This window comes from Mycobacterium sp. (genome assembly GCF_965229265.1).
GTDB lineage: Bacteria > Actinomycetota > Actinomycetes > Mycobacteriales > Mycobacteriaceae > Mycobacterium.
On the sequence record NZ_CBDDIY010000012.1, the window covers coordinates 255,500 to 281,516 of the forward strand.

26 protein-coding genes are annotated in these 26,017 nt (G+C 68.2%); 8 read left to right on the forward strand and 18 right to left on the reverse strand.

Annotation, left to right across the window (positions count from 1 at the left end):
* Positions 1–36: 36 nt before the first annotated feature.
* Positions 37–906 (reverse strand): aminodeoxychorismate lyase, encoded by an 870-nt coding sequence (locus tag ADBZ9K_RS18960; RefSeq protein WP_526624235.1) that lies wholly within the window; start codon positions 904–906, stop codon positions 37–39.
* A gap of 56 nt (positions 907–962) precedes the next feature.
* Here ADBZ9K_RS18960 and ygfZ point away from each other — a divergent pair, with 56 nt between their 5' ends.
* Positions 963–2,054: a CAF17-like 4Fe-4S cluster assembly/insertion protein YgfZ gene (ygfZ, locus tag ADBZ9K_RS18965; protein ID WP_526623176.1), complete on the forward strand. Its 1,092-nt coding sequence runs from the start codon at positions 963–965 to the stop codon at positions 2,052–2,054.
* A 137-nt stretch (positions 2,055–2,191) separates the two neighbouring features.
* Positions 2,192–2,377 (forward strand): DUF3073 family protein, encoded by a 186-nt coding sequence (locus ADBZ9K_RS18970; protein ID WP_526623177.1) that lies wholly within the window; start codon positions 2,192–2,194, stop codon positions 2,375–2,377.
* Positions 2,378–2,392: 15 nt separating this feature from the next.
* On the opposite strand, the gene purM is transcribed toward ADBZ9K_RS18970, so the two are convergent.
* On the reverse strand, positions 2,393–3,463 hold the full coding sequence (gene purM, locus ADBZ9K_RS18975) for a phosphoribosylformylglycinamidine cyclo-ligase (protein WP_526623178.1): 1,071 nt from the start codon (positions 3,461–3,463) through the stop codon (positions 2,393–2,395).
* Positions 3,464–3,511: 48 nt separating this feature from the next.
* Positions 3,512–4,129, reverse strand: a complete 618-nt coding sequence (locus tag ADBZ9K_RS18980; RefSeq protein WP_526623180.1) for a DUF2461 domain-containing protein — start codon at positions 4,127–4,129, stop codon at positions 3,512–3,514.
* Positions 4,130–4,202: 73 nt separating this feature from the next.
* On the opposite strand from ADBZ9K_RS18980, the gene ADBZ9K_RS18985 reads away from it, so the two are divergent.
* The gene (locus ADBZ9K_RS18985) at positions 4,203–4,631 is read left to right on the forward strand and encodes a cupin domain-containing protein (protein WP_526623182.1); all 429 of its coding nucleotides are present in this window, start codon (positions 4,203–4,205) and stop codon (positions 4,629–4,631) included.
* A gap of 100 nt (positions 4,632–4,731) precedes the next feature.
* Positions 4,732–6,051: a DUF2867 domain-containing protein gene (locus ADBZ9K_RS18990; protein WP_526623183.1), complete on the forward strand. Its 1,320-nt coding sequence runs from the start codon at positions 4,732–4,734 to the stop codon at positions 6,049–6,051.
* A 1-nt stretch (position 6,052) separates the two neighbouring features.
* On the opposite strand, the gene purF is transcribed toward ADBZ9K_RS18990, so the two are convergent.
* From purF to ADBZ9K_RS19045, 11 genes are all read right to left on the reverse strand, one after another.
* Complete coding sequence (gene purF / locus ADBZ9K_RS18995; protein ID WP_526624237.1) at positions 6,053–7,594, reverse strand: amidophosphoribosyltransferase; 1,542 nt, start codon at positions 7,592–7,594, stop codon at positions 6,053–6,055.
* Positions 7,595–7,686: 92 nt separating this feature from the next.
* The gene (locus tag ADBZ9K_RS19000) at positions 7,687–8,112 is read right to left on the reverse strand and encodes a sterol carrier family protein (RefSeq protein WP_526624239.1); all 426 of its coding nucleotides are present in this window, start codon (positions 8,110–8,112) and stop codon (positions 7,687–7,689) included.
* A complete protein-coding gene (locus tag ADBZ9K_RS19005; protein ID WP_526623184.1) occupies positions 8,112–9,704 on the reverse strand; it encodes a hypothetical protein in 1,593 nt (530 codons plus the stop codon). The genes ADBZ9K_RS19000 and ADBZ9K_RS19005 overlap by 1 nt, the downstream gene beginning before the upstream one ends.
* A 242-nt stretch (positions 9,705–9,946) precedes the next feature.
* Positions 9,947–11,515, reverse strand: coding sequence for a hypothetical protein (locus tag ADBZ9K_RS19010; protein ID WP_526623186.1), 1,569 nt, complete (start codon positions 11,513–11,515; stop codon positions 9,947–9,949).
* Between the two features lie 270 nt (positions 11,516–11,785).
* Positions 11,786–12,346, reverse strand: coding sequence for an Rv0804 family intramembrane glutamic endopeptidase (locus tag ADBZ9K_RS19015; RefSeq protein WP_526623187.1), 561 nt, complete (start codon positions 12,344–12,346; stop codon positions 11,786–11,788).
* Positions 12,343–14,127 carry an alpha/beta hydrolase gene (locus ADBZ9K_RS19020; RefSeq protein WP_526623189.1) on the reverse strand — a complete coding sequence of 595 codons (1,785 nt, stop codon included), beginning with the start codon at positions 14,125–14,127 and terminating at the stop codon, positions 12,343–12,345. Before ADBZ9K_RS19020 ends, ADBZ9K_RS19015 begins: the two co-directional genes overlap by 4 nt.
* The gene (purL, locus tag ADBZ9K_RS19025; protein ID WP_526623191.1) at positions 14,124–16,418 is read right to left on the reverse strand and encodes a phosphoribosylformylglycinamidine synthase subunit PurL; all 2,295 of its coding nucleotides are present in this window, start codon (positions 16,416–16,418) and stop codon (positions 14,124–14,126) included. The genes ADBZ9K_RS19020 and purL overlap by 4 nt, the downstream gene beginning before the upstream one ends.
* A 9-nt stretch (positions 16,419–16,427) precedes the next feature.
* Complete coding sequence (locus tag ADBZ9K_RS19030) at positions 16,428–17,630, reverse strand: cation:proton antiporter (RefSeq protein ID WP_526623192.1); 1,203 nt, start codon at positions 17,628–17,630, stop codon at positions 16,428–16,430.
* A gap of 119 nt (positions 17,631–17,749) precedes the next feature.
* Positions 17,750–18,349: a TetR/AcrR family transcriptional regulator gene (locus tag ADBZ9K_RS19035; protein ID WP_526623194.1), complete on the reverse strand. Its 600-nt coding sequence runs from the start codon at positions 18,347–18,349 to the stop codon at positions 17,750–17,752.
* Positions 18,350–18,353: 4 nt separating this feature from the next.
* Positions 18,354–18,776 carry an ester cyclase gene (locus ADBZ9K_RS19040; protein WP_526623196.1) on the reverse strand — a complete coding sequence of 141 codons (423 nt, stop codon included), beginning with the start codon at positions 18,774–18,776 and terminating at the stop codon, positions 18,354–18,356.
* Between the two features lie 54 nt (positions 18,777–18,830).
* The gene (locus ADBZ9K_RS19045; RefSeq protein ID WP_526624241.1) at positions 18,831–20,105 is read right to left on the reverse strand and encodes a M18 family aminopeptidase; all 1,275 of its coding nucleotides are present in this window, start codon (positions 20,103–20,105) and stop codon (positions 18,831–18,833) included.
* A 42-nt stretch (positions 20,106–20,147) separates the two neighbouring features.
* On the opposite strand from ADBZ9K_RS19045, the gene ADBZ9K_RS19050 reads away from it, so the two are divergent.
* Positions 20,148–21,170 (forward strand): Dyp-type peroxidase, encoded by a 1,023-nt coding sequence (locus tag ADBZ9K_RS19050; protein ID WP_526623198.1) that lies wholly within the window; start codon positions 20,148–20,150, stop codon positions 21,168–21,170.
* Positions 21,170–21,967, forward strand: coding sequence for a family 1 encapsulin nanocompartment shell protein (locus tag ADBZ9K_RS19055; protein WP_526623200.1), 798 nt, complete (start codon positions 21,170–21,172; stop codon positions 21,965–21,967). Before ADBZ9K_RS19050 ends, ADBZ9K_RS19055 begins: the two co-directional genes overlap by 1 nt.
* Positions 21,968–22,054: 87 nt before the next feature.
* Here the strand turns inward: ADBZ9K_RS19055 and ADBZ9K_RS19060 are convergent, their stop codons facing one another.
* The 4 genes from ADBZ9K_RS19060 to ADBZ9K_RS19075 all read right to left on the reverse strand — a co-directional run bounded on the left by ADBZ9K_RS19060 (position 22,055) and on the right by ADBZ9K_RS19075 (position 24,975).
* Positions 22,055–23,248 carry an IS481 family transposase gene (locus tag ADBZ9K_RS19060; protein WP_526623202.1) on the reverse strand — a complete coding sequence of 398 codons (1,194 nt, stop codon included), beginning with the start codon at positions 23,246–23,248 and terminating at the stop codon, positions 22,055–22,057.
* Between the two features lie 115 nt (positions 23,249–23,363).
* Positions 23,364–24,035: a phosphoribosylformylglycinamidine synthase subunit PurQ gene (purQ, locus tag ADBZ9K_RS19065; protein WP_526623204.1), complete on the reverse strand. Its 672-nt coding sequence runs from the start codon at positions 24,033–24,035 to the stop codon at positions 23,364–23,366.
* Positions 24,032–24,271: a phosphoribosylformylglycinamidine synthase subunit PurS gene (purS, locus tag ADBZ9K_RS19070; RefSeq protein ID WP_457222770.1), complete on the reverse strand. Its 240-nt coding sequence runs from the start codon at positions 24,269–24,271 to the stop codon at positions 24,032–24,034. The genes purQ and purS overlap by 4 nt, the downstream gene beginning before the upstream one ends.
* Before the next feature lie 50 nt (positions 24,272–24,321).
* Entirely contained in the window at positions 24,322–24,975 is a 654-nt protein-coding gene (locus ADBZ9K_RS19075; protein WP_526623206.1) for an ATPase, read from the reverse strand.
* A gap of 44 nt (positions 24,976–25,019) precedes the next feature.
* Here ADBZ9K_RS19075 and ADBZ9K_RS19080 point away from each other — a divergent pair, with 44 nt between their 5' ends.
* Positions 25,020–25,658: an MBL fold metallo-hydrolase gene (locus ADBZ9K_RS19080; protein ID WP_526623208.1), complete on the forward strand. Its 639-nt coding sequence runs from the start codon at positions 25,020–25,022 to the stop codon at positions 25,656–25,658.
* Positions 25,659–25,670: 12 nt separating this feature from the next.
* Positions 25,671–26,015: a hypothetical protein gene (locus tag ADBZ9K_RS19085; protein ID WP_526623210.1), complete on the forward strand. Its 345-nt coding sequence runs from the start codon at positions 25,671–25,673 to the stop codon at positions 26,013–26,015.
* Positions 26,016–26,017 lie beyond the last annotated feature (2 nt).

A 26,017-nucleotide genomic window follows, 5' to 3' on the forward strand; every position in this document is an offset into this window, starting at 1 on the left:
CCGCGCCGTCGGGGGTGTGCCAAGAGTTTTTCGCGGTCAGCGATCACTGACGATCGCCGCGTCCACCAGTGCGGAGACTTCGGCGGCAAGCCGGGTGGGCGCCAGCAGCCGGCCGTCCAGGGTGTGCACCCGAGCGGCGAGCGTCATGCTGGACACCAGCCATACCCCTTGAGCGGCAAACAGATCCGCCGGCCGTAGCGCGCGATAGTCACAGTCATAACCCTTGTCACGGGCGATCTCGAACAGCGCCTGCTGGGTGGTTCCGCGCAGGATCGGATACCACGGCGGCGGGGTGAGCAGGCAGGTCCGGCCGGATCCGTCGTCGGTTTCGGTGGCGATCACCACCGTGGAACGCGGGCCTTCCAGGATGTAGCCGTCGGAACTGACGAAGATGACGTCCCCGGCGCCCTTGTCATCGGCATGCCGCAGCGCAGCCATGTTCACCGCGTACGACAACGTCTTGGCCCCGGCCAGCAGCCACGGCATGGCGTCCACCCCGGCGGCGGGCAACCCTCGATCCAGCAGCACAGCGGCGACTCCGTCGCGCCGGGTTGAGGCGACCCGGTCCGGGACGGGGTTCACCGTGAGGTAGGCGGTCGGCCCTGAACCGCTCTCTCGGCCGCGGCTGTAGACCAGCCGCAGGGCACCCTCATCACCGGTCACCGCCGTCCATTGCTCGACGGCGATCGCGATGGCCTGCCGCCAGGCGGTCAGGTCCGGCTCGGGCAGCTGCGTCATCCTGGCCGACTGGGTCAGCCGCTGCAGATGCGGCTCGACCAGGCAGGCCCGGCCGTCACGAACCAGCAGGGTTTCGAAGATGCCGTCCCCGCGGACGGCGGCGAGGTCGTCGGCGAACAGCAGCGGCTGGTCGGGATCACGCACCCGGCCGTCGAGCGTCACGATCACCGATAGGCGGCTAGGCATGAAGCCACAGCGTAGCGGCCGGCCCGTAGAGTTGATATGTGTCAGCCGTCCCCGCACCAGCCAGCTCTCCGGATGCCGACGCGATCTGGCACTACGGTGACCCGCTCGGTGAGCAGCGCGCCGCCGAGCACGATGCGGTCGTGGTCGACCGCAGCCATCGCGCGGTCATCACCCTGACCGGAGCCGACCGGCGCAGCTGGCTCCACTCGATCTCGACCCAACACGTCAGTGAGCTCGCTGAGGGCACGTCCACCGAGAATCTCAGCCTCGACGGGCAGGGCCGTGTCGAGGATCACTGGGTGCAGACAGAGTTGGGCAACGTCACGTACCTCGATACCGAGCCGTGGCGCGGTGAGCCGCTGCTGACCTACCTGCGCAAGATGGTGTTCTGGGCCGACGTCGCCGTCGAACCCGCCGACTTGGCCGTTCTGTCGCTGCTCGGGCCGCGATTGGCCGACCCGGGCGTGCGTGCGGTGCTGGGCCTCGACGAGCTGCCGGCGGAATGGGCCGCCGTGCCGCTGCCCGGCGCAGGTTTCGTGCGCCGAATTCCGGCGGAGGCCGGTCAGATCGAGCTCGACCTGCTGGTACCCCGTGCCGGCGCCGCCGAATGGCTGAGCCGGCTCGAGGCGGCCGGGGTGCGACGCGCCGGCGTGTGGGCCTACGAGGCGTACCGGGTCGCCGCGCAGCGGCCACGGCTGGGTGTGGACACCGATGACCGGACGATCCCCCACGAGGCGGGCTGGATCGGTCCGTCCGGGCAGGGCGCCGTACACCTGGACAAGGGCTGTTACCGGGGCCAGGAGACGGTCGCGCGGGTCCACAACTTGGGAAAACCGCCCCGAATGCTGGTTCTGGTGCATCTGGACGGCTCCGGCGAGCGGCCCGGCACCGGAGACCCGCTGCTGGCCGGTGGGCGTGTCGTGGGCCGGCTGGGTACGGTCGTCGACCACGTCGACCTCGGCCCGATCGCGCTGGCGCTGGTGAAGCGGGGAACTCCGGCCGATACGCCGCTGACCACGGGCGGAGAGCACCAGGTGGCCGCCGAGATAGACCCGGAATCGCTGCCGCCGTCGGATTCGGTGGGTGCCGGACGGCTTGCTGTGGAGCGCCTGCGCCGCGGCGCACAGTGACGTTCACCCACGGCCGAACGGGGCTGCCAGCACATCGGTGCGGGGCACGGTAAGGTGTTGGCAGGACAATAACGAACACACAGATCGGAGCCGCCTGCATCCCGGGCCGCTCCGTTATTGCGCGAGGGGGTTCCCCCATGGGCCGCGGCCGGGCGAAGGCAAAGCAGACCAAGGTTGCTCGGGAGCTGAAATATAGCTCCCCGCAGACCGATTTCGAGCGGCTCCAGCAAGAGCTGTCAGGGTCGGGTTCGAGTCGACCTGACACGGTAGACAACGGGTTCGACGACGACCCGTGGGCGGACGAGGACAGCTGGCGGCCCTAAGCCGCCGCCCTCTCCCTAAAAGCGCGGGTGCTGTCCCACGAGCTTTGCTCGGGGGCCGTCCTTCCCCTTGGTGACAGTCCCCAGCGTCCAGCAGTTCAGGTGGCGTGCAGTCAGAATCGCCAATGCGCGGTCGGTGTCCTCCGGCGCGACGACGGCGACCATGCCGACACCCATGTTGAACGTCTTCTCCATCTCCGCACGATCGATGCGCCCCCGCTGCGCGATCATCGCGAACACCGGTGCAGGAGTCCAGGTTCCGCGGTCGAGTTCGGCGACCAGGCCATGCGGGACCACCCGCTCCAGGTTGCCGGCCAGCCCACCGCCGGTGACGTGGCAGAACGTGCGGACCTGCGTTTCGGCGGCCAGCGCCAGGCAGTCCTTGGCGTAGATGCGGGTGGGTTCGAGCAATTCCTCGCCGAGAGTGCGGCCGAACTCCTCGACATGCCCGGCCAGGTTCATCCGGTCGATCTCGAGCAGAACCTTGCGGGCCAGCGAGTAGCCATTGGAGTGCAGGCCAGAGGACCCCATCGCGATGATCACGTCACCGGGGCGGACTCGTTCGGGGCCAAGCACGTTATCGGCCTCGACCACGCCCACCCCGGTCGCGGAGATGTCGTAGTGGTCGGGCTCCATCAGTCCTGGATGTTCGGCGGTCTCCCCACCCAGCAGGGCACAGCCGGCGATCACACATCCTTCGGCGATCCCGCCGACGATTGCGGCCACCCGTTCCGGAACGGTGCGGCCGACGGCGATGTAGTCCTGGAGGAACAGCGGCTCGGCGCCGCACACCACCAGGTCATCGACCACCATCGCAACCAGGTCCAGGCCCACCGTGTCGTGCTTGTCCATCGCCTGAGCAACCGCCAGCTTGGTGCCGACACCGTCGGTCGAGGCGGCCAGCAGCGGCTCACGGTAGCCTCCGCGCAGTGCGAACAGCCCGGCAAAGCCGCCAAGCCCGCCCCGCACCTCGGGCCGGGTGGCCCGCTTCGCCAGCGGTTTGAACAGCTCGACCGCGTGGTCACCGGCCTCGATATCCACCCCGGCCGATGCGTAGGAAATGTGGTTGTCTTCCTCGCGATCCGTCATCGCGCATAAGGCTACCGGTCGGCGACCGCCGCCGAAACGGGGCGAGGGTCAGCCGACGTGACGGGCCAGCCAATCGCGCAGCGGCACCCCTGCCCGCAGCGTCGTGACCACCCGCTCCTTGGCCTTCCTGGTACCCAGCCACGCACCGACTGGCCACGTCTTCATCATCGCGATGCCCTTGTGCCGGAGCAGGTCGATGCGGGGATGATCCTTCGGATAGCCCCGCGGTGCCGTCTTGAGCACCTCGTGGGCCATGGTGTCGTACCCGGCTGCGTGCAGCGCCGCGACGATCCCCGCGAGCTCGGCGCCGGACTTCTCCCGGTCGACGGCGGCGCGATAACGGGCCAGCGCGGCCGGGTCGGGCATGTACAACCCGCCGCCCACGGCGAGCCCCTCGGCGGAGAAGGACACATATCCGGAGCCGATCGTCGCGGCGCAGGTGGTCTTGTAGGGCGTCTTGTCGGCACTGAACCGCACGTCACGGTAGGGCCGGAAGATCTTGCCGGCTCCGAACTCGTCGGCCAGTTCGGCGAGCAGCTCCTCCATCGGTGCCTGCACATCGCGCTCGTAGACCGCCTTGTGCTCGGTCCAGTACACCTTGGAGTTGTCGGCCTCTAGGCCCTCGTAGAACTCCACCGCCTCGATCGGCCATCCCTGAAACGCCATGGCGCCCATTGTGGGTGACGTCGGCGCCCGTCGCGCCTAGATCCCCGGCCTGCGTTGTGACACGCTGGCTCCCGTGAATCCGTTGAGATGGGTGGCAGCACCGGTCGCGCTGACAGTGCTGGCCATCGCGCCAGGTTCGGCCTCGGCCACCCCCAGCGAGGGAATCGACGTCAGCACCCTGTCGCAGTCCTCACTCAACGGCAAGGACTACGTCACCCGGGAGATCACCATCGCCCCGGGCGGCACCACCGGGTGGCACTACCACCCCGGGCAGGTCTTCGGCGTGATCAGGGAAGGAACCCTCAGCCACTACGACAGCGACTGCTCCGTCGACGGCGTCTACAACCCTGGCGACGCCATCAGCGAGCGCAGCGGGACCGGCTACGTGCATGAAGGCCGCAACGAGGGGTCCACCCCGTTGGTGATGTGGGTGCTCTACATCGATCCCGCCGGCAGCCCGCTGGCGGTGGACATGCCGAACCCTGGCTGCCCATTCCAGTAGCTCGGCACCCACGAGAGCACCGGAACTGAGAAGACCTGATCCTCGGCAATCCAACCCGGTGTCGGCTCCGAATGATGGGTACGACGATCGGAGGGTTTCCATGCCGGAGCCAACTCGGTGCCTGGTGACAGGCGCCACCGGATACATCGGCGGCCGCCTGGTTCCGCGGCTGCTGGACCAGGGCTTCACGGTCCGGGCCCTGGCACGCAACCCCGACAAGCTGGCCAACGTGCCGTGGCGGGCCAAGGTGGAGGTGGCACGCGGCGACTTGAACGACGCCGACTCCCTCACCGAGGCCTTCGCCGATGTCGACGTCGTGTACTACCTCGTGCATTCGATGGGCAAGTCGAAGGATTTCGCCGCCGAGGAGCGCCGGGCAGCCCAGAACGTCGTGAGCGCCGCCCGCCGCGCCGGGGTTCGTCGCATCGTCTACCTCAGCGGGCTGCACCCCGAAGGGGTCGACCTGTCCACGCACCTGACGTCGCGCACGACCGTTGGCGAGATCCTCATCGCCTCCGGCATCGAGACGATCGTGCTGCAGGCCGGCGTCGTGGTGGGCGCGGGCTCGGCGTCCTTCGAGATGATCCGCCACCTCACCGACCGCCTGCCGGTGATGACGACGCCGAAGTGGGTGCACAACAAGATCCAGCCGATCGCGATCCGTGATGTGCTGCACTACCTGGTCGCCGCAGCCACTGCTGACGTGCCGAGGTCGCGCACCTGGGATATCGGCGGCCCGGATGTCCTGGAGTACGGCGACATGATGCAGATCTACGCCCAGGTGGCCGGACTGGGGCGACGGCACATGCTGGTGCTGCCGGTATTGACCCCGCAGATCGCCGCGCTGTGGGTAGGCCTGGTGACGCCCATCCCGTCCGGGCTGGCACGGCCCCTCGTCGAGTCCCTGCACTCTGATGCGGTGATGGCCAACCATGACATCGACACGATCATCGCGCCACCGACTGCCGGGCTGACGCCGTACCGCCGCGCGGTGTCGCTGGCACTGGCGCGCATCGCCCGGGGCGAGGTCGAAACCACCTGGGACACCGGCACGGCTGCACAGTTGCCCAGCGACCCGGACTGGGCCGGCGAGGTCGTCTACACCGACACCCGGTCGCGGCGGACGAAGGCCAGCCCTGAGCAGCTGTGGAAGGCGGTCGAGAACACCGCTCCCGAGCACTGGCGGGTCGAGGAACGGGAGTCGGGACAGCTGCTGAGGCTGCGGGCCGAGAAGCGGGCACCCGGTGATCGGTGGCTGGAGATGCGGATCACGCCCGAGGCCGGCGGCAGCCGTTTCGAGCAGCGGGCGATCTTCTACCCGCGGGGACTGGTCGGCCGGTTGTACTGGTACGCCGGAAGTCCGGTCCGGGCTTTCATGCTCGACGCCCGGTTGCGGCGGACCATCGCCGCGGCGGGCTAGTTCAGGGTCGCCGCAGCGCCGACACGTTGTCGTTGTCGGACTGGACCGGCTGAATCGGCAGCCCGCTACGGGCCGCCGTGGCCAGCATGTGCTCGACGACGTTCTTGCCGAGCACGGCCTCGCTGGGCAGCTCGATCGGATAGTTCCCGTCGAAGCAGGCGCAGCACAGCCGGGTGGCCGGCTGCTCGGTAGCGGCGATCATGCCCTGCTGGGAGATGTAGCCGATGGTGTCGGCTCCGATCGCATGGCGTACCGCCTCGAGCATCTCGCCGTTCTCAGCCTGGGTGCCCGGGGCGTTGGCGATGAGCTCGGCCGGGGTGGCGAAGTCGATGCCGTAGAAGCACGGCCACTTCACCGGCGGTGAGGCGATGCGCACGTGCACCTCGACAGCGCCGGCTTCCCGCAGCATCCGCACCAGCGCGCGCTGGGTGTTTCCGCGCACGATCGAGTCGTCGACGACGATGAGCCGCTTGCCGCGGATCACCTCTTTGAGCGGGTTGAGCTTCAGCCGGATACCGAGCTGACGGATGGTCTGGGACGGCTGGATGAACGTGCGCCCGACGTAGGCGTTCTTCATCAGGCCCTGTCCGAACGGAATCCCGGATTCTTGGGCGTAGCCGACCGCCGCCGGGGTGCCCGACTCCGGAACGCCGATGACAAGATCGGCCTCGACGGGCTTCTCTCGGGCCAGCCGGCGACCGATGTCGACGCGGGCGGCGTGCACCGAACGTCCGGCCAATGTGCTGTCGGGGCGGGCGAGATAGACGTACTCGAAGACGCAGCCCTTCGGCGTCGGGTTGGCGAACCGGCTGGACCGCACGCCGTCGGCGTCGATGGCCAGCAGTTCACCCGGCTCGATGTCCCGGACAAAGGAGGCGCCGACGATGTCGAGGGCGGCGGTCTCGGAGGCGACGACCCAGCCACGGTCGAGCCGGCCCAGTGACAGCGGGCGCACCCCATGGGGATCACGCGCCGCGTAGAGGGTGTTCTCGTCCATGAAGATCAGGCAGAACGCACCCCGCACGGTCGGCAGCAGCTCGAGGGCGGCCTGTTCGATGCTGGAGTCGGCGGCGCCGTGCGCGAGCAGCGCACCGAGGATGTCGGAGTCGGTGGTCGCGGCACCGGGCATGTTCGGGTTGATCAAGCGGGCATCGCGGGCACGAGCGGTCAGCTCGCTGGTGTTGACCAGATTTCCGTTGTGACCCAACGCAACACCGGTACCGGCGGCGGTGTTGCGGAACACCGGCTGCGCGTTCTCCCACGTCGTCGATCCGGTGGTCGAGTAGCGGCAGTGCCCGATGGCGACATGGCCGTGCATCGCGGCGAGGGTCTGCTCGTCGAAAACCTGGCTGACCAAGCCCAGATCCTTGAAGACCAGCACCTGGGACCCGTCGGCGACGGCGATACCGGCCGCTTCCTGACCCCTGTGCTGTAGGGCATAGAGCCCGTAATAAGTGAGTTTGGCTACATCCTCGCCGGGAGCCCAAACGCCGAAGACGCCGCACTCTTCCCGAGGTGGGTTTTCCAGTTGGCCGGTCACGATATGGGCTGCTCCCTGGCGGGGTTCGGTGACTCTGACCAGTTTACGGGCATCGGCGGGAAACGCGGAATTGAACGGCAAGTGTCGGGCCGTATTCAGCCCCTCAGCGCCACCAGCGGCAGCCAGGATGCCACGTCCCCGGCGCGCGAACCGGACAGCCGCAAGGCGCCGCTGGCGGTGGCATCGGTGGCGCCCAGCAGGCCAGTTGCCAACAGAAGCCAGGTCCGGGGGTCGGTCTCCACGACGTTCGGCGGTGTTCCGCGGGTGTGCCGCGGGCCGGAGATACATTGCACCGCAACAAAAGGAGGAATGCGCACTTCGACGCTGTTCCCCGGGGCCATGCCGGCCAGGGTGCGGGCAGTCAGGCGGACCGCGGTGGCCAGCACGGCCCGGTCCGGCGCCGGGAGGCTCTCGTCACGCAGCCACGCCCCGAGCTGATCCACCGCGGCGCGGGTGGCCTCGGGATCGGGTGTGGCTCGCGACCGCTTGGACGCGTCGCCTGGCTCAGTTGTGCCCGCGATCAGGCAGCCCCCTGATGCCGAGCGGCGCCAGCCGTGGCCGAGGAGCGGTGGGAACCGCCGGTGCGAGCGGAACCGATGGAGTGCTTCGGCCGGGGTGCGCTATCGGACTGGTGCGGCGTGGTGTCGTCCGATCCATCGGCAAGCGAATGCGAATCATCGTTGCCGGAGCCCGGTGTGTCGGCGGCGGCAGGAACATCAGCGGCGGCCTTTGCCGAGCGGCCGGTCACCGGGGTCTTGCGCACCACGGACGCCGATGGGGCGACTGCAGCCGGGCGCGATGGGGCTTCGTCGGCGGCCGCAGCGGCGACCGATCCCGGAACCAGTCCGCCCAGCCAATTGTTGATCTCGTCCCTGGCGGCGTCGCTCGCGGCGTTGATCTTCTGCGCCGTTTCGAACAGGGTGCTCGAGAAGGCCTTGGACGCATCCGTAAGGGTGGTCGTGACATTGGTGATGCCCGTTGTGATTTGGGCGGCAGCATTGATCGGCGCCGCAACGATCGCCGGCGCAGCGCCTGCCGCGGCGAGCAGGCCTGATGCAGACGCCGCGACGGCGTTCACCAGCGCATTGGCTCCGATCTTGCTCGCGAAGGCCACGGAGTTGAACACTTCCGGTGCGGTTTGGGCCACGGCCTGCGCCGACCAGGCCGCCTCGCTGCCGAGGTTGAAGCCGGCGGTGACGAATCCTTGCAGGGCGGTGATGTAGCTGGCGGGGTTCAACGGGCCCGCGCCGATCGCGTCGATGGCGCCACCGATGCTGTTGCCGGCTCCGTAGAAGAACGCCCCGGCAAGATTCGCGGCGGCCCACGCTAGGTTCGTCGGGAGGGCGACGGCAGTGAACACCGGGGCCCAGAACGAGGCATCCGCGATACCCCGGGCCAGAATCGCCGTAGGAGTCGTGGTGATCGCGAGGGCTGCTTTGGTCAGGTTCTCGATGAGCGGCGACCCGGTCGAGGTCGCCAGGCCACTCAACACCGCGGCGCTGCCGGCAGCCCAGTTGGCCAGCGAAGCGCCCGCCCACTCGGCGACGCCGGAATAGTCGGGGTAGGTGCCGCCGCCATAGCCCTCGGCCAGCAGGTCCAGCGGCATCGCGAGGCCGGCGTAGGCGGCCCACGACAGGTGGCCGGCCCCCCACAGCGTGCTGTAGACGGTCGAGCTGAGCAGCGAGGCCCAACTGCTGAGGTCCAGCGGTGCGTTGATGGCACCCGCGATGGCGGTCAACGTCAATTGGATCGCGCCATTCAATGCATCTTCCAGGTTGGCGGCGAGACCGACATCGGGGTCGGTCATCCAGTAATCGGTACGGCCCTCGAGGTCGGCGGCAGTGTTGAGGAGGTACCCCAGATTGGCGGTCTGGATGCCTTCGAACTGGGTGAGCACAGCCTTGACGCTGGGGTCGGTGGCCGCGGCGATGAGGGCGCCGTAGAGCTTCGCGACACCCGCCTCGGCCGCCGTGGTCGCCTGATACATGAGCTGGGGCGGCAGCAGGGCGAGATTGGTCACCCCCGTTCCGACAGAGTTGACCGCACCCTGTAGCGCATCGATGAGGGGTTGCGGATCGACAGCGGCCGCCAGCTCGACGGCTGGGGACGTCACGCGGGCCGTGATCGGAAGTGGTTGCGGCTCCTGAACTATGGCAGGAGTCAACGCCACGGCGCCCGCTACGACGACGCTGATGCCGCCGCGAAAACCCGACCTGATGGAAAACCCCATGACACAAACCTCCCCGGTTGTTGAATGCGCAAGCGGACTATAGCCCAGCTCGTCGACGGTCGAACCACGTAGAACAGTCAGCCGCACGGCATCCCGGCTCAGCCGCGATCACCGGCGGGAGCAGGTCAGGCGGCACCCGCTCGGGCGCGCTTGGCACCGCCGATCCCCTTCGGCTTGGCGGACGACTTCGCGGTCGTCTCGGAACCGTGCGAGTCTGCGGGAGTGGCCGCGGCGGCTGCGCGTGAGCTGGCGTGACCCAACGGTGCAACTCCGGTGTGCGGCGAACGCGCGGATCGCAGGCTCGTTGCGCTCGGCGTCTGAGAGCCACCGGGTTCGCTTACCGCAGAATCGGTTTCGCCGGCCACCGCGGCTTTCCGTACCGCGGCCGCGCCGGCAGGTGTGCTCGGCACCAGCCCACCAAGCCAATTGTTGATCTGGTCCGCGGCGGCGGTGTTGGCGTCGACAACCTTCTGCGCAGCCTCGTCGATCCAGCCTCCGACGCCGGTGCACACCGTCCCGACAAGAACGGATCCTTGGGTGACCGCCGCGGTGATGGTGTCGGCCACGTTGATCGGAGCCTGCACGGTGTCCGCTGCGGCACCGGCGGCAGCCAGGAGACCGGACACCGTGTGCGCGACGGCATTGACGACGGCATTCGTCGCGAACTCGCCCCCATAGTTCAGCGAGTTGACGATCTCTGGACCGCTCTGCGCCAACGCGTTGACCGACCAGACAGCGTCATTGCCGATATTGGCTCCGGCCGTGACGAAATCCTGCAGGGCGCTGATGTAGCTGGCGGGATCGAACGGACCGGCGCCGATCGCGTCGATGGCGCCGCCGATGCTGTCACCGGCGTTGTAGAACAGTGAGCCGACGAGATTCGTCGCCGCCCAGGCAATGTTCCACGGCGCGACGATCGCGGTGTAGACCGGCGCCCACGACGACGCATCCGCGAAACCCTGCGCCAGGTACGACAGCGGCGTTGTCGTGACCGCGACCAGAGCTTTGGCCAGACTCTCGACCAACGGTGTCCCGGTCTGTCCCGCCAGAGTGGTCAGGGTGGCGCCGGTGAAGTTGCTCCAGTTGGCGATCGAAGCCGCCAGCGACTGGGCGAAGCCGGCGTAGTCGGGGGGATAACCGCCGCCGTAGCCCAGTTGTAGCAGGCTCAACGGGAGGCTGATGCCGGCGTAGGTGGCCCAGGTCAGGTCGCCGGCTCCCCACAGCGCGCTGTAGACGACGGAGCTCAGCAGCGATGCCCAGCTACTCAGGGCAAGTGGGTCGTTGATCACACCCGCGAGGGCGTTCAACGTCAGTTCGATGGCGTTGTTCAGTGCGTTCTCGACATTGGTGGCCAGACCGGCGCTGGGCTGGCTGAGCCAGGAGTTGGTGGTCTCCGCCAGCAGTTCGGCGGTGTTGACGAGGTAGCCGAGGTTAGTGGTCTGGGTGGTCTTCAGGCCGGTCAGTAGTGCCAGGATCTGCGGGTTGGTGGTCGCGTTGATCAGCGCGTCGTAGATGGCGGCCGCGCCCGACTGGGCCGCCGTTGTCGCCGTGACGAACCCCTCTGCAGGCAGCATCGCGATGTTGACCGCACCGTTGACGACGGTGTCGACCGCGCCCTGCAGGGTGTCGATCAGGTTCTGCGGGTCGACCGAGGCCGCGAGTTCAAGGGCCGGCGAGGTCACGCTGATAGGCACGGGTAGTTCTCGCGGTGCAACGACTGGAGCAAACGCCATCGCGCCGACGGCGGTCAGCGCGATGCCCGAGGTCAGGCAGGAACGAGCAGAGAGTCCAATATTCACTAGGCCTCCGGGTCGCTTGATCGGGATGTGGATTATCCGGTGCTCATCACACTGAACGCTGCCAGAGACGGTACAACGTCGCGTTGCTCCACAACAGCACGAGCCCCCAGAAACCGACCTGTATCCCCGGTGGCCGTCGCCGCGCTGCTCGATCCGCTGGCAGTGTCAGCTAATCGGTCGGCGGCGTTGCAGTGCCAGTGCGGCCACCGCCGCCGTTTCGTTGACCGCCGCGTGCGCCAGCACCGGGGCCAGCACGCTGCCCGAGCGCTCCGCGAGCCAGCCGAACACCCAGCCGGCCGAGCCCGTCACGACGATGGTGCCCACCACCGAGTCGCCGGCCCTCCTCGCGTCGGGGATGTGCCAGAGTCCGAACATGACGGCCTGAACCAGCCGGCCGCCGGTCCGGCCGACCGCCCGGCGGGCGAGGGTCTCGAGCACACCGCGAAACAGCATCTCTTCTGTCCACGCCGTGGCGAGCGGGATTTCCAGCGCCATCCAGCGCCTGACGTTGGCCGGGACGCGGCGCTCCCTCATGCCGACGCGGACCCGGGGTGAGGACGTTGTCGCCGCGACAATCGCAGTCACCGCCGCCACCGCCGCACCGCCGAACCGCAACCCCGACCACAGCTCCGGTGGACGCAGACCCAACGGCGCACCGACCGCTCCCGCCAGTGCCGTGCTGACGATCGCGCGCACGCCAGGGGCGCCGGAATCTTTGTTGATCACTGGAATTCGGGACCCCCGGCGGAGATGAGCCGATCCAGCGATCGCCGGATCCGCTGGGTGTCTTCGGCCGTCCAGCCCTCCGGGGCGGCGACGGCGGCCCAGCCGTCGAGCTGGCTATCGCCGTAGTTGTGGCCGTGCCCGGCCGGTGAGGCCTGCGCGCTGGTGACGTTGCCGGCCATGTCGGCGCCGACCTGCCAGAACGTGACGATCGGATACCAGCGCATCGCGGCGCTGCGGTCGAAGCCCGGCGGCTCCTTCAACCAGTCCGGTCGCTCGAACAGCAGGTCCGGCGACCACCACACGACCGGATCGGAGGGGTGCTGCAGGTAGAGCACCCGGGTGCCTTTCCACGGTGGTGCGGCCGCGACCCCGGCGATCTCCTCGGCCCCGGATCCCTGCGCGAAGCGGACGGTGCGCCCGGCGTCATAGCGTGGCTGGTACTCCGGGCTGCCGGGATCCCGCCTGACCGTCAACGCCTTCCACAGCGTGCTGGCGTTCGGCGGTCCTACCCACAACACCGACGAGAATCCCATGTCGACGACATCGGGCAGATACCCGAACGCGCCCTGCCCGGCCATCGACCCCAGGCTCTCCCCGTAGAGCGCCAGTTTAGGTCTGCTGTTCTCGGGCCACTGCAGCCACCGCTGGTGGATCGCGTCGATCATCGCCCTGCCGGCCTCCACCGACTTCTCGTGATCGGCGAGGAACGAGATCCAGCTCGGCAGATACGAGTACTGCATGGCCACCAGCGCGGTGTCGCCGTTGTACATCGACTCGATGGACCGCGCCGCCACCGGATCGACCCAACCCGTGCCCGTGGTCGGGATGATGACCAGCAGCTTACGCTCGAATGCCTTGGTGCGCTGCAGTTCTGACAGCAGCACAGCTACCCGGCCCGCGGTGGTGTCGGCCGTCTGCAGGCCTGCGTAGATCCGGATGGGTTCCTTGGCGGGGAGGCCGTTGAGCCGCGTCAGTTCGTCGGCGTGCGGTCCGGTGGCCACGAAGTTGCGGCCCTGGAATCCGAGGGTGTCCCACGGCGCGTATGACGCTGGGCTGCCGGATCTTTCGTCTCGCACCGGTTGTTCGATGCCGGGCCGGGTGGTCTCGTTCTGCGGCTGGAACATGGCACTGGTGCCGGCGATGAAACCACGCACCAGCACGCCGTTGACCAGCGTGATGATCAACACCACAACAATCGCGGTGCCGATGAACATCGCCACCTCGTCGTTGAGGTCCCATCGCCGGATCATCACGCGGGCAAGGAATCTGATGGCATCCTTGACCACCCGCGCCACCCCGACCAGCAACCCGCCGACGACGAGGGCCACCAGCAGGGTGCGCAGATAGATCAGGGTGGACGGCCCTTCGATGCCCATCACCGCGGCGATCTCGCGCTGCCAGGCGGCCGCGGGCACGAGCATCAGCACGCTGGCACCGATCGACAGCACCACCGTCACGGCCTTCAGGCCGTAGGCCGCCTTCGGGCTGGGCGGCCACCACGGCCGGTGACTGAGCAGCAGCCAGCCCACCACCCGGCCGGCCAGCACGCCGATCCCGTAGCCGATTGCGGCGTTGATACCGCCGATCACCCCGGCCAGTACCCAGTCGCGGGGCATCAACGACGGGGTTAGGGACAGGCAGAAGAACAGCGCGCCGAACCCCACGCCGACGAAGTCGAGTCGGACCAGGCTCCACGCCCATTCGATCAGGGATTCACGGCGACGCGGGAAGTCTGGCGGGGCCTGCGCCTCACCGGTGACGCCCTCGACCGCGCTGGTCATCCGAAAAGCCCGGGCAGCACTTTCTCGGAGGTGGTGCGTAGCTCTTCCAGCGAGACGGTAAACAAGCCTTGGACCTCAAGAGAATCCGAGCCGGGATCAGACACGCCGATCCGGGTCAGCGGCAGACCGCGCGCCTCGCACATCGCCGTGAAGCGGCTTTCCTCGGTGCGCGGAACCGCAACCAGGACACGCCCGGCCGATTCGGAGAAGAGGAGAACGAAGGGATCGATAGCCTCGGGAAGCACGATGCGGCAGCCGGTTTCGCCGGCCAGGGCAGCCTCGACGATCGCCTGGACGAGGCCGCCTTCACTGAGGTCGTGAGCGGCCGAGACGAGTCCGTCGCGCGATGCGGCCGTTAGCACCTCGGCTAGCAGCTTCTCGCGGGCCAGGTCCACCGCCGGCGGCAGCCCGCCGAGGTGGTCGCCGGTGACCTGCGCCCAGATCGAACCGTCGAACTCGTCGCGGGTGTCACCGAGCAGGAACAGTGCCTCGCCCGGCTCGTTGCCCAACCCGGTGGGCAGCCGGCGGGTGACGTCGTCGATGACCCCGAGCACGCCGACCACCGGGGTGGGCAGGATGGCCGTCGCACCGGTCTGGTTATAGAAGCTCACGTTACCGCCGGTGACCGGAATCCCAAGGGCCGCACAGCCATCGGCCAGTCCACGGACGGCCTGGGAGAACTGCCACATCACGCCGGGGTCCTCCGGCGAGCCGAAGTTGAGGCAGTTGGTCACCGCGATCGGGGTGGCGCCGGTGACCGCGACGTTGCGGTAGGCCTCGGCCAGCGCGAGCTGGGCGCCGGTGTAGGGGTCGAGCTGGGTGTAGCGGCCGGAGGCGTCGGTGGACAGCGCGATGCCGCGGCCGGTGGCCTCGTCGATGCGCAGCACGCCACCGTCGGCGTGCTCGGCCAGCACGGTATTGCCGCGTACGTAGCGGTCGTATTGCTCGGTGATGAAGGCGCGGCTGCACAGGTGCGGACTACCCACCAGCGCAAGCAATGTCGCGCGCAGCTCGTCGCCGGTGCGCGGTCGCGGCAGCGCGGCGGAGGTGTCGGCGTTGAGCTCGTCCTGCCAGTCCGGGCGTTGCACGGGGCGTTCATAGACCGGGCCCTCGTGGGCGACCGTGCGCGGCGGCACGTCGACGACGCACTCGCCGTGCCAGCTGATCTGCAGCCGGTCGCCGTCGGTCACCTCACCTATCACCGTGGCCAGCACGTCCCATTTGCGGCAGACCGCCATGAACGCCTCGACGTTCTCCGGGGCGACCACCGCGCACATGCGTTCCTGGGACTCGCTGGACAGGACCTCGGCCGGGGTCATGTTCGCCGCACGCAGCGGGACCTTGTCCAATTCGATGGCCATGCCGCCGTCACCGGCCGAAGCGAGTTCGGATGTGGCACAGGACAATCCGGCTCCACCGAGGTCCTGGATGCCGATCACCAGGCCGGCGGCGTAGAGCTCCAGGCAGCACTCGATGAGGACCTTCTCCATGAAAGGGTCACCCACCTGGACACTCGGCAGTTTCTTTCGGCCGGGGCCGGAGCCCTCGTCCCCGCCGAACGTGTCCGACGCCAGCACCGACACGCCGCCGATACCGTCCAGGCCGGTGCGGGCACCGAACAGGATGATCTTGTTGCCGGTGCCGGAGGCAAACGCCAGGTGCAGATCCTCCTTGCGCAGCACCCCCACACACAGCGCATTGACCAACGGGTTGCCGGCGTAGGAGGCGTCGAACACCGTCTCGCCGCCGATGTTGGGCAGGCCTAGGGAGTTGCCGTAGCCGCCGACACCGCGTACCACGCCGTCGAGCACGCGGCGGGTATCGGGGGCGTCGGCCGCGCCGAAGCGCAGCTGGTCCATCACCGCCACCGGCCGCGCGCCCATCGCCATGATGTCGCGGACGATGCCGCCCACCCCGGTGGCCGCGCCCTGGTAGGGCTCCACGTAGGAGGGGTGGTTGTGCGACTCCACCTTGAAGGTGACCGCCCAGCCGTCGCCGATGTCGACCACCCCGGCGTTCTCCCCGATACCGGCGAGCATGGCCGCGCGCATCTCGTCGGTGGTGGTTTCACCGAAGTAGCGCAGGTGCACCTTGGAGGACTTGTAGGAGCAGTGCTCGCTCCACATCACCGAGTACATCGCCAGCTCGGCGTCGGTGGGCCTGCGGCCGAGGATGTCGCGTATCCGCTGGTATTCGTCGTCCTTGAGGCCGAGCTCGCGGTACGGCTGGGGATGATCAGCGGTGACAGCAGCGTGCTCAACGGTGTCAACGGCGGAAACGTCGGTCGTCACCAAGCCAGTTTATGGCCTCGGGGCCAGCGGCCGGGTTTCGGCGACCCGACCCACCAGTGTCGGACCCACCAGTCCGTGCGCCACGACACTGCCCAGCACCACGATGATCATCACGGTGAGCAACGTGTCGGCAGGGTCGTCGGGTAACACGGCGTAGGCCAACAGACCGAGCGCGATGCTGGCGGTTCCGCGCGGTCCCAGCCCGGCCACCAGGGTGCGCTCCGGTCGGGACAGCCCGGATCCCACCAACGTCAGCAGCACCGGCAGCGCGCGGACCACCGTCAATACCAGCACCCCGAACAACACCTGGCTCAGCGCAGCACCGTCTTCCAGGATGTACCAGGCGACGGAGCCGAAAACGAACCACACCACCGCCGCGAGCAGGAAGGTGATGTCGTCGATGAACTCCTGCTCCTGGCTGTCGTCGGTGTACTGCCGGACGCTGTTGTAGGCGATCCCGCAGACGAACGCCGCGACGAACCCGTTGCCGTGCAGACCGATGTTGACCGCGTAGGTCAGGACCGGCGCGCCGACCACCAACAGCCGGCGGGACTGTTCGGTCATGAATCGGTGGCCATCAGCCCGGTTGGCGATCCATGCCACCCCGGCGCCGATACCCGTCCCGAGCGCCACCGCGACCGCCAGATGCGGCAGCCCTTCCTCGAGCGCGTGCGCGACCCCCTGAGCTTCGGTGTGTTGCCCATCCGAGATCGCCAGGGCGAACAGATACACCGGTGCGATCACGCCGTCGGAATAGCCCTCCTCGACGTTGAGCAGTTTGCGTACCCGCAGCGGAATCCGTTCGTCGCGCAGGAACGACGCCACCGGCGCGAAATCGATTGGCACGACGACACAGGCCAGGACCAGCAGCATCGACCAGGACATCCCCGGCAGCAGCCACAGACCGAACCCGACGACCAGCGCCAGACTGATCGGCATGGCCACGAACAGCATCCGCAACGCCAGCTTGGCCTGTCCTCCGAAGAACCCGCCGCGGATGTTGGCCGCATGCTCGAACAGCACGATGGCGAGGATCAACTGGATGATCGGCGCGACGACGTGAGCTTCGATCCGACTGGCCAGCGCGTCTTTGGTGAGCACCCCGACCAGTGCGCCGGCGAACACCAGCGCCATCACCGGGGTAACGCGCCAACGGTCCAGCCGGCGCGCTGTCAGCGACCAGACGACGACGATTGCGGCTAATCCGGCCACCGACCACACCACGGGGTCGATTATGTCCCGGTCATTGTCGCGGCGCGACGCCCCGGCCCCGCGGGCGGAATTGCACTATCGCTGCGACATCGCCGCGGTGTGATGGCGCACCGGCCGGGTCACGGCCCGGCGGCGAGCGCGGCGTCGACCAGGGAGCGGATCGCCCACCGGCGCACCTCGCGGGCGCGCTCGGCGTCGAGTTGCAGCACATCGGCGAAGGCCACCATCGACTCGGTGCCGATCATGACCGCCAGCGCACTTGCCAGCACCGCCAGGGCGCCCGGAGCGAAACGGTCCCGGGCTGGGGCCAGCGCCCCCTCGATCAGCGCCGCGCGACGGTTCTGCCGAACGGGGTATTCACTGTCCTCGACGCTGCGCTGCAACGACTGGGCCAGCATGGTGCGAAATGCCGGCTCATTGGCGGCCATCATGTCGGTCAACGCGACATCGACCCGTTCCAGCCGCTCCACCGGGTCGTCGGATGCGCCGCGGAAGAGTTCTTCGACATCGGGCATCGCCCAGTCCAGTGTGGCCTCGAGGATCAGCATGTCGGCGTTCGGGAAGTAGCGGTACGCCGTCGCCCTGGACACCATCGCCTCGGCCGCGACATCCTCCACTGTCAGCTTGCGGCCCTGTTTCAGCAGCCGAGAAGCGGCCTCCAGCAGATCCTTTCGCGTGCGCGCCCGCTGATTGGGCCGGCCCGCCGCGGTCGTGGCCATCGGCTCAGTCCTGCGGGAGCTGACCGATGATGGCCGCGAGGTCCACCCACACGTTCTCCCGTGCGATATTGCCGTCACCGGCGAACTCGATGACGTGTAGCAGTCGAAACTCGAGCGGCCGGTCTTTACCGGCCAGACCGAAGGGCGTTCCCGACGCCCGGCCGCGCCACAGTGATTCGTCGACGAGGAAGTCCTCGCCGTAGAGCCGCCGGATGGTCTCCATGCTGCCGTCGGACAGGTCGGCGAACAGGCTTTCGTAGAAGGCGCGGGCGCCGTCGTGCCCGCGCGTCGGCCCGGTCGGGGATCCGACGATGTCGTGCTCGACATCGTCGGCCAGTGTGGCAAGGACACCGTCGACATCGTCGTGTGACTCGAAGTCGAAGTGCTCGTCGATCTTTCGGTCCATCTGGGCACGGGTGAGTGTCATAGCGAAACCCACGCTAATGAGATTAGAGTCTCATGTCAATATTTCGATCTCACGTCAGGCCGGGGCCAGGAACGCTTGCAGCGCAGCCGCATACGCTGCGACATCGGCCGCCCCCATCAGCTCCCGCGCCGAGTGCATGGCCAGCTGCGCGGCTCCGACGTCGACGGTCGGGATGCCGGTGCGCGCGGCCGTCATCGGCCCGATGGTCGATCCGCAGGGCAGGTCGGCACGGTGTTCGTAACGCTGCAGCGGCACCCCGGCCTGCCGGCAGGCCAGTTCGAAGGCGGCCGCGGTCCGCCCGTCGGTGGCGTAGCGCAGGTTGGGCTGGACCTTGAGGACCGGCCCGCCGTTGACGGCGATCAGGTGGCCGGGCTCGTGGCGGTCGGGGTAGTTCGGGTGGGTGGCGTGGGCCATGTCACCGGAGGCCACCATCGAGGCGGTCAGCCGGCGCAGGAAGTCCTCCCGGTCGCCACCGGCGGCCAGCACGATGCGCTCGAGAGTGGTCAGCAGCAGGTCGGACTGCGCGCCGTGATCGGATGTGGAGCCGACCTCTTCGTGGTCGAACAGCGCCAGCACCGGCAGGTAGCCGCGGGGCTCGGCGGCCAGGAACGCCTCCAGCCCGGCGTAGCAGGTGCCCTGATTGTCCAGCCGGGGGGCGCTGACGAACTCGCCGTCGGCACCGATCAGCGCCGACGGGCTCAGATCGTGGGTCATCAGGTCGGCCGAGAGCAGCTCGGCCGCGGGCACGCCGGCCCATTCGGCGGCATAGCCCAGGAATGACCGCGGCACGTCGCCCAGGCCCCACACCGCGTTGATGTGGCGCTGCGGGTCCAGCGTGACCGCCTTGCGGTCGTCGGCCAGGTGGATGGCCAGCTGCGGAACCCGCAGGATCGGTTCGTCGATACGCACCAGCCGGTGCGAGACACCGCCGTCGGCGTCGGGATCGCGCACCGACAGCCGGCCACTGATGCCCAGGTCCCGGTCCAGCCACGAGTTGAGCCACGCCCCGCCGTACGGCTCGAGTGCGACGACCCGCCAGCCGGCGACCACCCGGTCGGGCTGTTGCTTGACCCGCAGATTGGGGCTGTCGGTGTGGCCGCCGATGATCCGGAACGGCTGGGCGGGATCCGCGCTGCTATTCCAGGCCACCAGCGACCCGGCCCGGACGGTGAAGAACTGCCCCTTGTGGTCCGGCCACCGGTCGGTCTCGGCCAGCTCGGTATAGCCGGCCGCCCGCAGCCGTCGCGCCACCGTCTCGCAGACGTGGAACGGCGACGGTGACGCATCGATGAACTCGCACAAGCCGTGCGCACTGGCCCCTGTGGACATGATCACCATCATCGCCGACGTCATTTTCGATAGGGTCAGTCGGTGCCTTCCCCGCTGCCGCAACCGGTACTGGCGCCGCTGACGCCCGCGGCGATCTTTCTGGTCGCCACGATCAACGACGCCGGCGAGGCGGCGGTGCACGACGCGCTGCCCGATCTCGCCGGCTTGGTCCGGGCGATCGGCTTCCGCGATCCGTCCAAGCACCTGTCGTTGGTGACCTCGATCGGGTCGGAGGCGTGGGACCGGTTGTTCTCCGGACCGCGACCCAAGGATCTCCACCCGTTCGTCGAACTGCGCGGGGCGCGCCACCATGCCCCCGCCACCCCGGGCGATCTGTTGTTCCACATCCGCGCCGAGACCCTCGACGTCTGCTTCGAACTGGCCGGGCGGATCGCCAAGGCGATGGCCGGGGCGATCACCATCGTCGACGAGGTGCACGGCTTCAAGTTCTTCGACAACCGGGATCTGCTCGGCTTCGTCGACGGCACCGAGAATCCGGATGGGCCGCTGGCGGTCAGCGCCAGTCAGATCGGCGACGAGGATCCCGACTTCACCGGGGCCTGCTATGTCCACGTCCAGAAGTACGTTCACGACATGGCGTCGTGGGAGTCGCTGTCGGTCACCGAGCAGGAACGGGTGATCGGGCGCACCAAGCTCGAGGACATCGAGCTCGACGACGACGTCAAGCCGGCCAATTCCCATGTCGCGCTGAACGTGATCGCCGACGCCGATGGCACCGAACTCAAGATCGTGCGGGCCAACATGCCGTTCGGTGAGGTCGGCAAGGGTGAGTACGGCACCTACTACATCGGTTACTCCCGCTCCCCCGGGGTGACCGAGACCATGCTGGAGAACATGTTCATCGGCAACCCGCCGGGCAACACCGACCGCATCCTGGATTTCTCCACCGCGGTCACCGGGGGGCTGTTCTTCACCCCGATCGTCGACTTCCTTAACGATCCACCGCCGATGCCGGGCTTCGGCGACCCGGCGGCGGCCCCCCCGGCACCCACGACCACCTCCGACGGCTCACTGGCGATCGGCAGTCTGAAAGGACAGTCTTGATGAACAACCTTTACCGCGAGCTTGCCCCGATCACCGAATCCGCTTGGAGCGAGATCGAATTGGAGGCCACCCGCACATTCAAACGGCACATCGCCGGACGGCGGGTGGTCGACGTCAGTGATCCGGGCGGCCCGGTGACCGCGGCGGTGAGCACCGGCCATCTGCGTGGCGTCGCCGCACCGGCCGACGGTGTGGTGGCTCACCTTCGCGAGTCCAAGCCGCTGGTGCGGCTGCGGGTGCCGTTCACGGTGTCGCGCATCGCGATCGACGATGTGGAGCGCGGCGCGCAGGACTCCGACTGGGATCCGGTCAAGGATGCCGCCAAGAAGCTCGCCTTCATCGAGGACCGGGCGATCTTCGAGGGATACGCGGCGGCGTCCATCGACGGGATCCGCAGCTGCAGCTCCAATCCGGCGCTGGCCCTCCCCGAGGACGCCCGCGAATATCCCGACGTCTTCGCCCAGGCGCTGTCGGAGCTTCGGCTCGCCGGTGTGGACGGGCCCTACTCGGTGCTGCTGTCCGCCGACGCCTACACCAAGGTCAGCGAGACCACCGAGCACGGCTATCCGATCCGCGAGCATCTCAACCGGCTGGTGGACGGCGAGATCATCTGGGCGCCGGCCATCGACGGGGCGTTCGTGCTGAGCACCCGCGGCGGCGACTTCGATCTGCAGCTGGGCACCGATGTGGCGATCGGCTACCTGAGCCATGACGCGGACTCGGTGCAGCTGTACATGCAGGAGACGTTGACGTTCCTGTGCTACACCGCCGAGGCCTCGGTCGCCCTCACTGCGTAGCGGGATTTCGGCGCGCTTTCGTTCGCCTGGCGGCGTGTGGTGTCTCGGGACATCGCTGACACTTGTGTCTCGGGACATCGCTGACACTCATGGTGCCGGTTTGGGTTCGCGGGTGCGATAGGTCCGGGTGGTTTTGTCGCCGGGTTGGTAGCTGCGGGTGGGGTCGGCGGTGAAGGAGCGGACCAGGGTGGTGCCGCTGAGGATGGTGATGTGCTCACCGTCGCGGATGACGTCGCAGTCGTGGCCGGCCCACCGCAGGCCTACGTTGACTTTGTAGGGTGCGACGAAGATGTATCCCGAGGTTTCGCCAACGCTGTGATGGCTGATCACGATTGGTGCGGGCACGGGACGGTCAGCGGGCCGGGCTTTGGCGGTGGCGTCAAACACCTCGGCGGGGGTGGCCCCTCGGTGAGCGCGATGCGGCCGTTGATGGTTGTAGAAGTTGCGGAATTGCTCGAGGTGAGCGTTGAGCTCGTCGATAGTGGCGGCGGGTTCGTGGGCGGTGAGCCACTTTTTCAACGTCTGCCACAACCGCTCGATCTTGCCGCAGGTCTGGGGGTGAAACGGCGCCGAATTGATGGTCCGCACGCCCAGGGCCCACAGGTTGGTCTCGAACGCCGATTCATACGCGTGGAACCGTCCGGTATAGACCAGTCCGTTGTCCGACAACGACATCGACGGAATCCCGCATTCGTCGATACCCGCCAGCATCACCTCCCAGACGAGCGCGGCGTCGGCGTCACCGGTACAGGCACGCAACCCCACCAGGTAGCGGGAGTGGTCATCGAGGCTGCCCGCGATACCCACCGGGGTGCCGTCGGCCAGCGCCCATCCGGTCCAATCGGACTGCCAGCACTCGTTGGGCCGATCAAAGCAGAACCGTTTCGTCGCTGACTTCGGCCGCTTCTGCGGCTGCGGGGTGATCGCCCCGCGCCGGGTCAGGATGTGCCACACCGTCGATACCGAGGGCACCGCGATACCCTCGCGCTGCAACGCCCACACGATCGACTGGGCTCCGTGATCACGTCCCTGCTCGATCAACTGCTTGCGCCGCAACACGATCAGATCCTCGATCTCGACCGGGGTCTGCCTCGGCGAGGTCCGCGGGCGCCGCGAGAGCTCCTGCAGCCCCTCGATGCCGTCCTGACCGAATCGTCGGCGGTACTTGTAGAACGTCTCCCTACTGATACCGCTGTCGCGGCAAAACTGTGCCACGTTCTCGATCTGCCCGGCCAATGCTGCAGCCATGCGAATATCCATCGCTGTCACCTTCTGGGCCATGAACCATGCTGGTCCCAGCCCTACTCAGGTGTCAGCAATGTCCCGAGACATCCAACTGTCAGCGATGTCCCCGAACAGAACAGTTCGCCTGGCGGCGGTTCGCGCGCCGAAATCGCTAGACCAGGACGGCGTCGAGCGCCGAGTAGAACATCCCGAGCCCGTCGTCGGACGGGCCGGTCAGCGCTTCGGTGGCGTGCTCGGGGTGCGGCATCAGCCCGACGACTCGGCCGTTGGCCGAGCTAATGCCGGCGATATCGCGCATCGAGCCGTTGGGGTTGTCGGCGTAGCGGAACACCACCCGGCCCTCGCCCTCGAGTTCGTCGAGGACGTCCGCGGAGGCCACATACCGGCCCTCCCCGGATTTCAGCGGGACCAGGAGTTCGGCGCCCCACTCGTAGCGTGAGGTCCATGCGCTGCTGATGGAGTCCACCTTGAGCCAGACGTCGCGGCAGACGAAGTGCAGGCCGGCGTTGCGGGTCAACGCGCCGGGCAGCAGCCCCGCCTCGCAGAGCACCTGGAAGCCGTTGCAGATGCCCAGCACCGGCATGCCGCGGCCGGCCGCGGCGATGACCTCGCCCATGACGGGCGCGAACTTCGCGATCGCCCCGCAGCGCAGGTAGTCGCCGTAGGAGAAGCCGCCGGGCACGACGACGGCGTCGACTCCCTTGAGGTCGGCGTCACCGTGCCAGAGGCTGACCGCCTCGGCACCGGCCAGCCGAACCGCGCGGGCGGCATCGACATCGTCGAGCGTGCCGGGGAAGGTGATGACCCCGATCCGCGCGCTCACGCCGGTTCCCGGGTGACCGACCAGTCCTCGATCACGGTGTTGGCCAGCAGCGATTCGGCGATCTCGGCCAGTTCGGCGTCACTGACCGAATCGTCGACTTCGAGCTCGAATCGCTTGCCCTGCCGGACATCTGAGATTCCTGCGTGCCCCAGACGGCCCAGTGCGCCGACAATCGCCTGACCCTGGGGGTCGAGGATCTCGGCTTTTGGCATCACGTTGACCACCACTCGGGGCACGGGCGCTCCTGCTGCGTCGGCGACTATTGCGGTTCAACTGTACCGGCGGGTCACGGACACGACCCGATGTAGGCGGTGCACAGCGGCGCGCCGAGCGCGTCGAGCACGGCGTCGTCGGCCACCGCGGGCCACGGCGTTTGCGGCGGCGCGGTGGACCACAGCGCCAGCTCCGTCACGGTGCTGTTGGCGGGGTTGGCCAGCAGGTACTGTCGCAGGATCACCGGCCCGCTGATCACAGCGGCCATCGCGTCGGGCTCGTCGACGGTCAGCGAGGGCGACGCCGACGGATTGGTGCGCTGACAAGACCGCAGGGCGGCGACGGCGGCGCGAAAGACGTCCTGGGCCAGCTGCCCACCGCGCCAGGTCTCCCCGCGCCAGTGGATGACTTGGGCCTGTAGCTGCCACTGGCCCTCCGGGTTGGTCACCGTCGCCCGCTCGGCGACGGCGTAGGCACGGGGATCCTGAGCGACCGGCGGCGTGCCGCACAACTCCTCGAAGCGGAACCGCGGCGACATCGCGGTGACCGCCACACCCGCCAGCCGCGGCCAGGTGTAGCGGGCATTCAGCGGCAGCGCCCAGGGGGCCATCCACGCCGCATCGGGGATGCGGTCGCAGTGCGGCGGGCAGCTTTCCGGGTCGGCGACAGCAGCGGGCGCGACGGCGAGCCCGCAGGCCACCACCATCACCGCGAGGACCAACCGCATGCTTCTTATATTTCTCAGCCTCTCCCCCGCGCACAATCGTAAGCATGGAATTGACGCATTTCGGCCATTCATGCCTTCTCGCCGATTTCGACGGCACCACGATGCTGTTCGATCCCGGCACCTTCTCCCACGGCTTCGAGGGCGTGAGCGGCCTGTCGGCGATCCTGATCACCCATCAACACCCCGACCACGCCGACCGCGACCGGCTCCCGGCCCTGGTCGAGGCCAACCCGAGCGCGGTGCTCTACGCCGACCCGGCCACCGCGGCCGAACTCGGCGAACCGTGGCGGGCGGTGCACGTCGGCGACGAGTTGAACGTCGCCGGACTGCGAATCCGCGGGGTCGGCGGCCGGCATGCCGTCATCCATCCGGAGATCCCGGTCATCGACAACATTTCGTATCTGGTGGGCGACGCCGGACACCCGGCCCGGTTGATGCACCCCGGCGATGCGCTGTTCGTTCCCGGCGAGCCGGTGGACGTGCTGGCCACCCCGGCGGCCGCGCCGTGGATGAAGATCTCCGAGGCCGTCGACTACCTGCGCGCGGTGGCACCCCAGCGTGCGGTGCCGATCCATCAGGGCATAGTGGCTCCGGAGGCACGCGGCATCTACTACGGTCGGCTCACCGAGATGACCGACACCGACTTCCGGGTGCTGCCCGAGGAGAGTTCGGTCCGGTTCTAAGGCAGGCACTCTGTGTTGTTCGAAAGGTGGCGGCTGCGTCGCCACGGCGAACGCTGCCAGGCCACCGTCGTACACGTGCGGCAGGCCCCGAAGATCGCCACGAACGACTACCGCCGATACGACTTCGTCATCGACGTTCATCCCGGCAGCGGCCCGGCGGCGCGCGTCGAGGTCTCCGACACCTTCGCGATCACCGGCTTGAAACCCGCCGCCGGCGACGTGGTGGCGGTGTTCTGGGACAGGTCGTCGGCAAGCGCCGTCTTCGACCTCGACGGCGACCCGCGCTACGACCTGAAAGCGCTTCGCGCCCAACAGGACAAGCAGCATCAGGCACTTCTCGATCAGCCGCTCGACTAGCA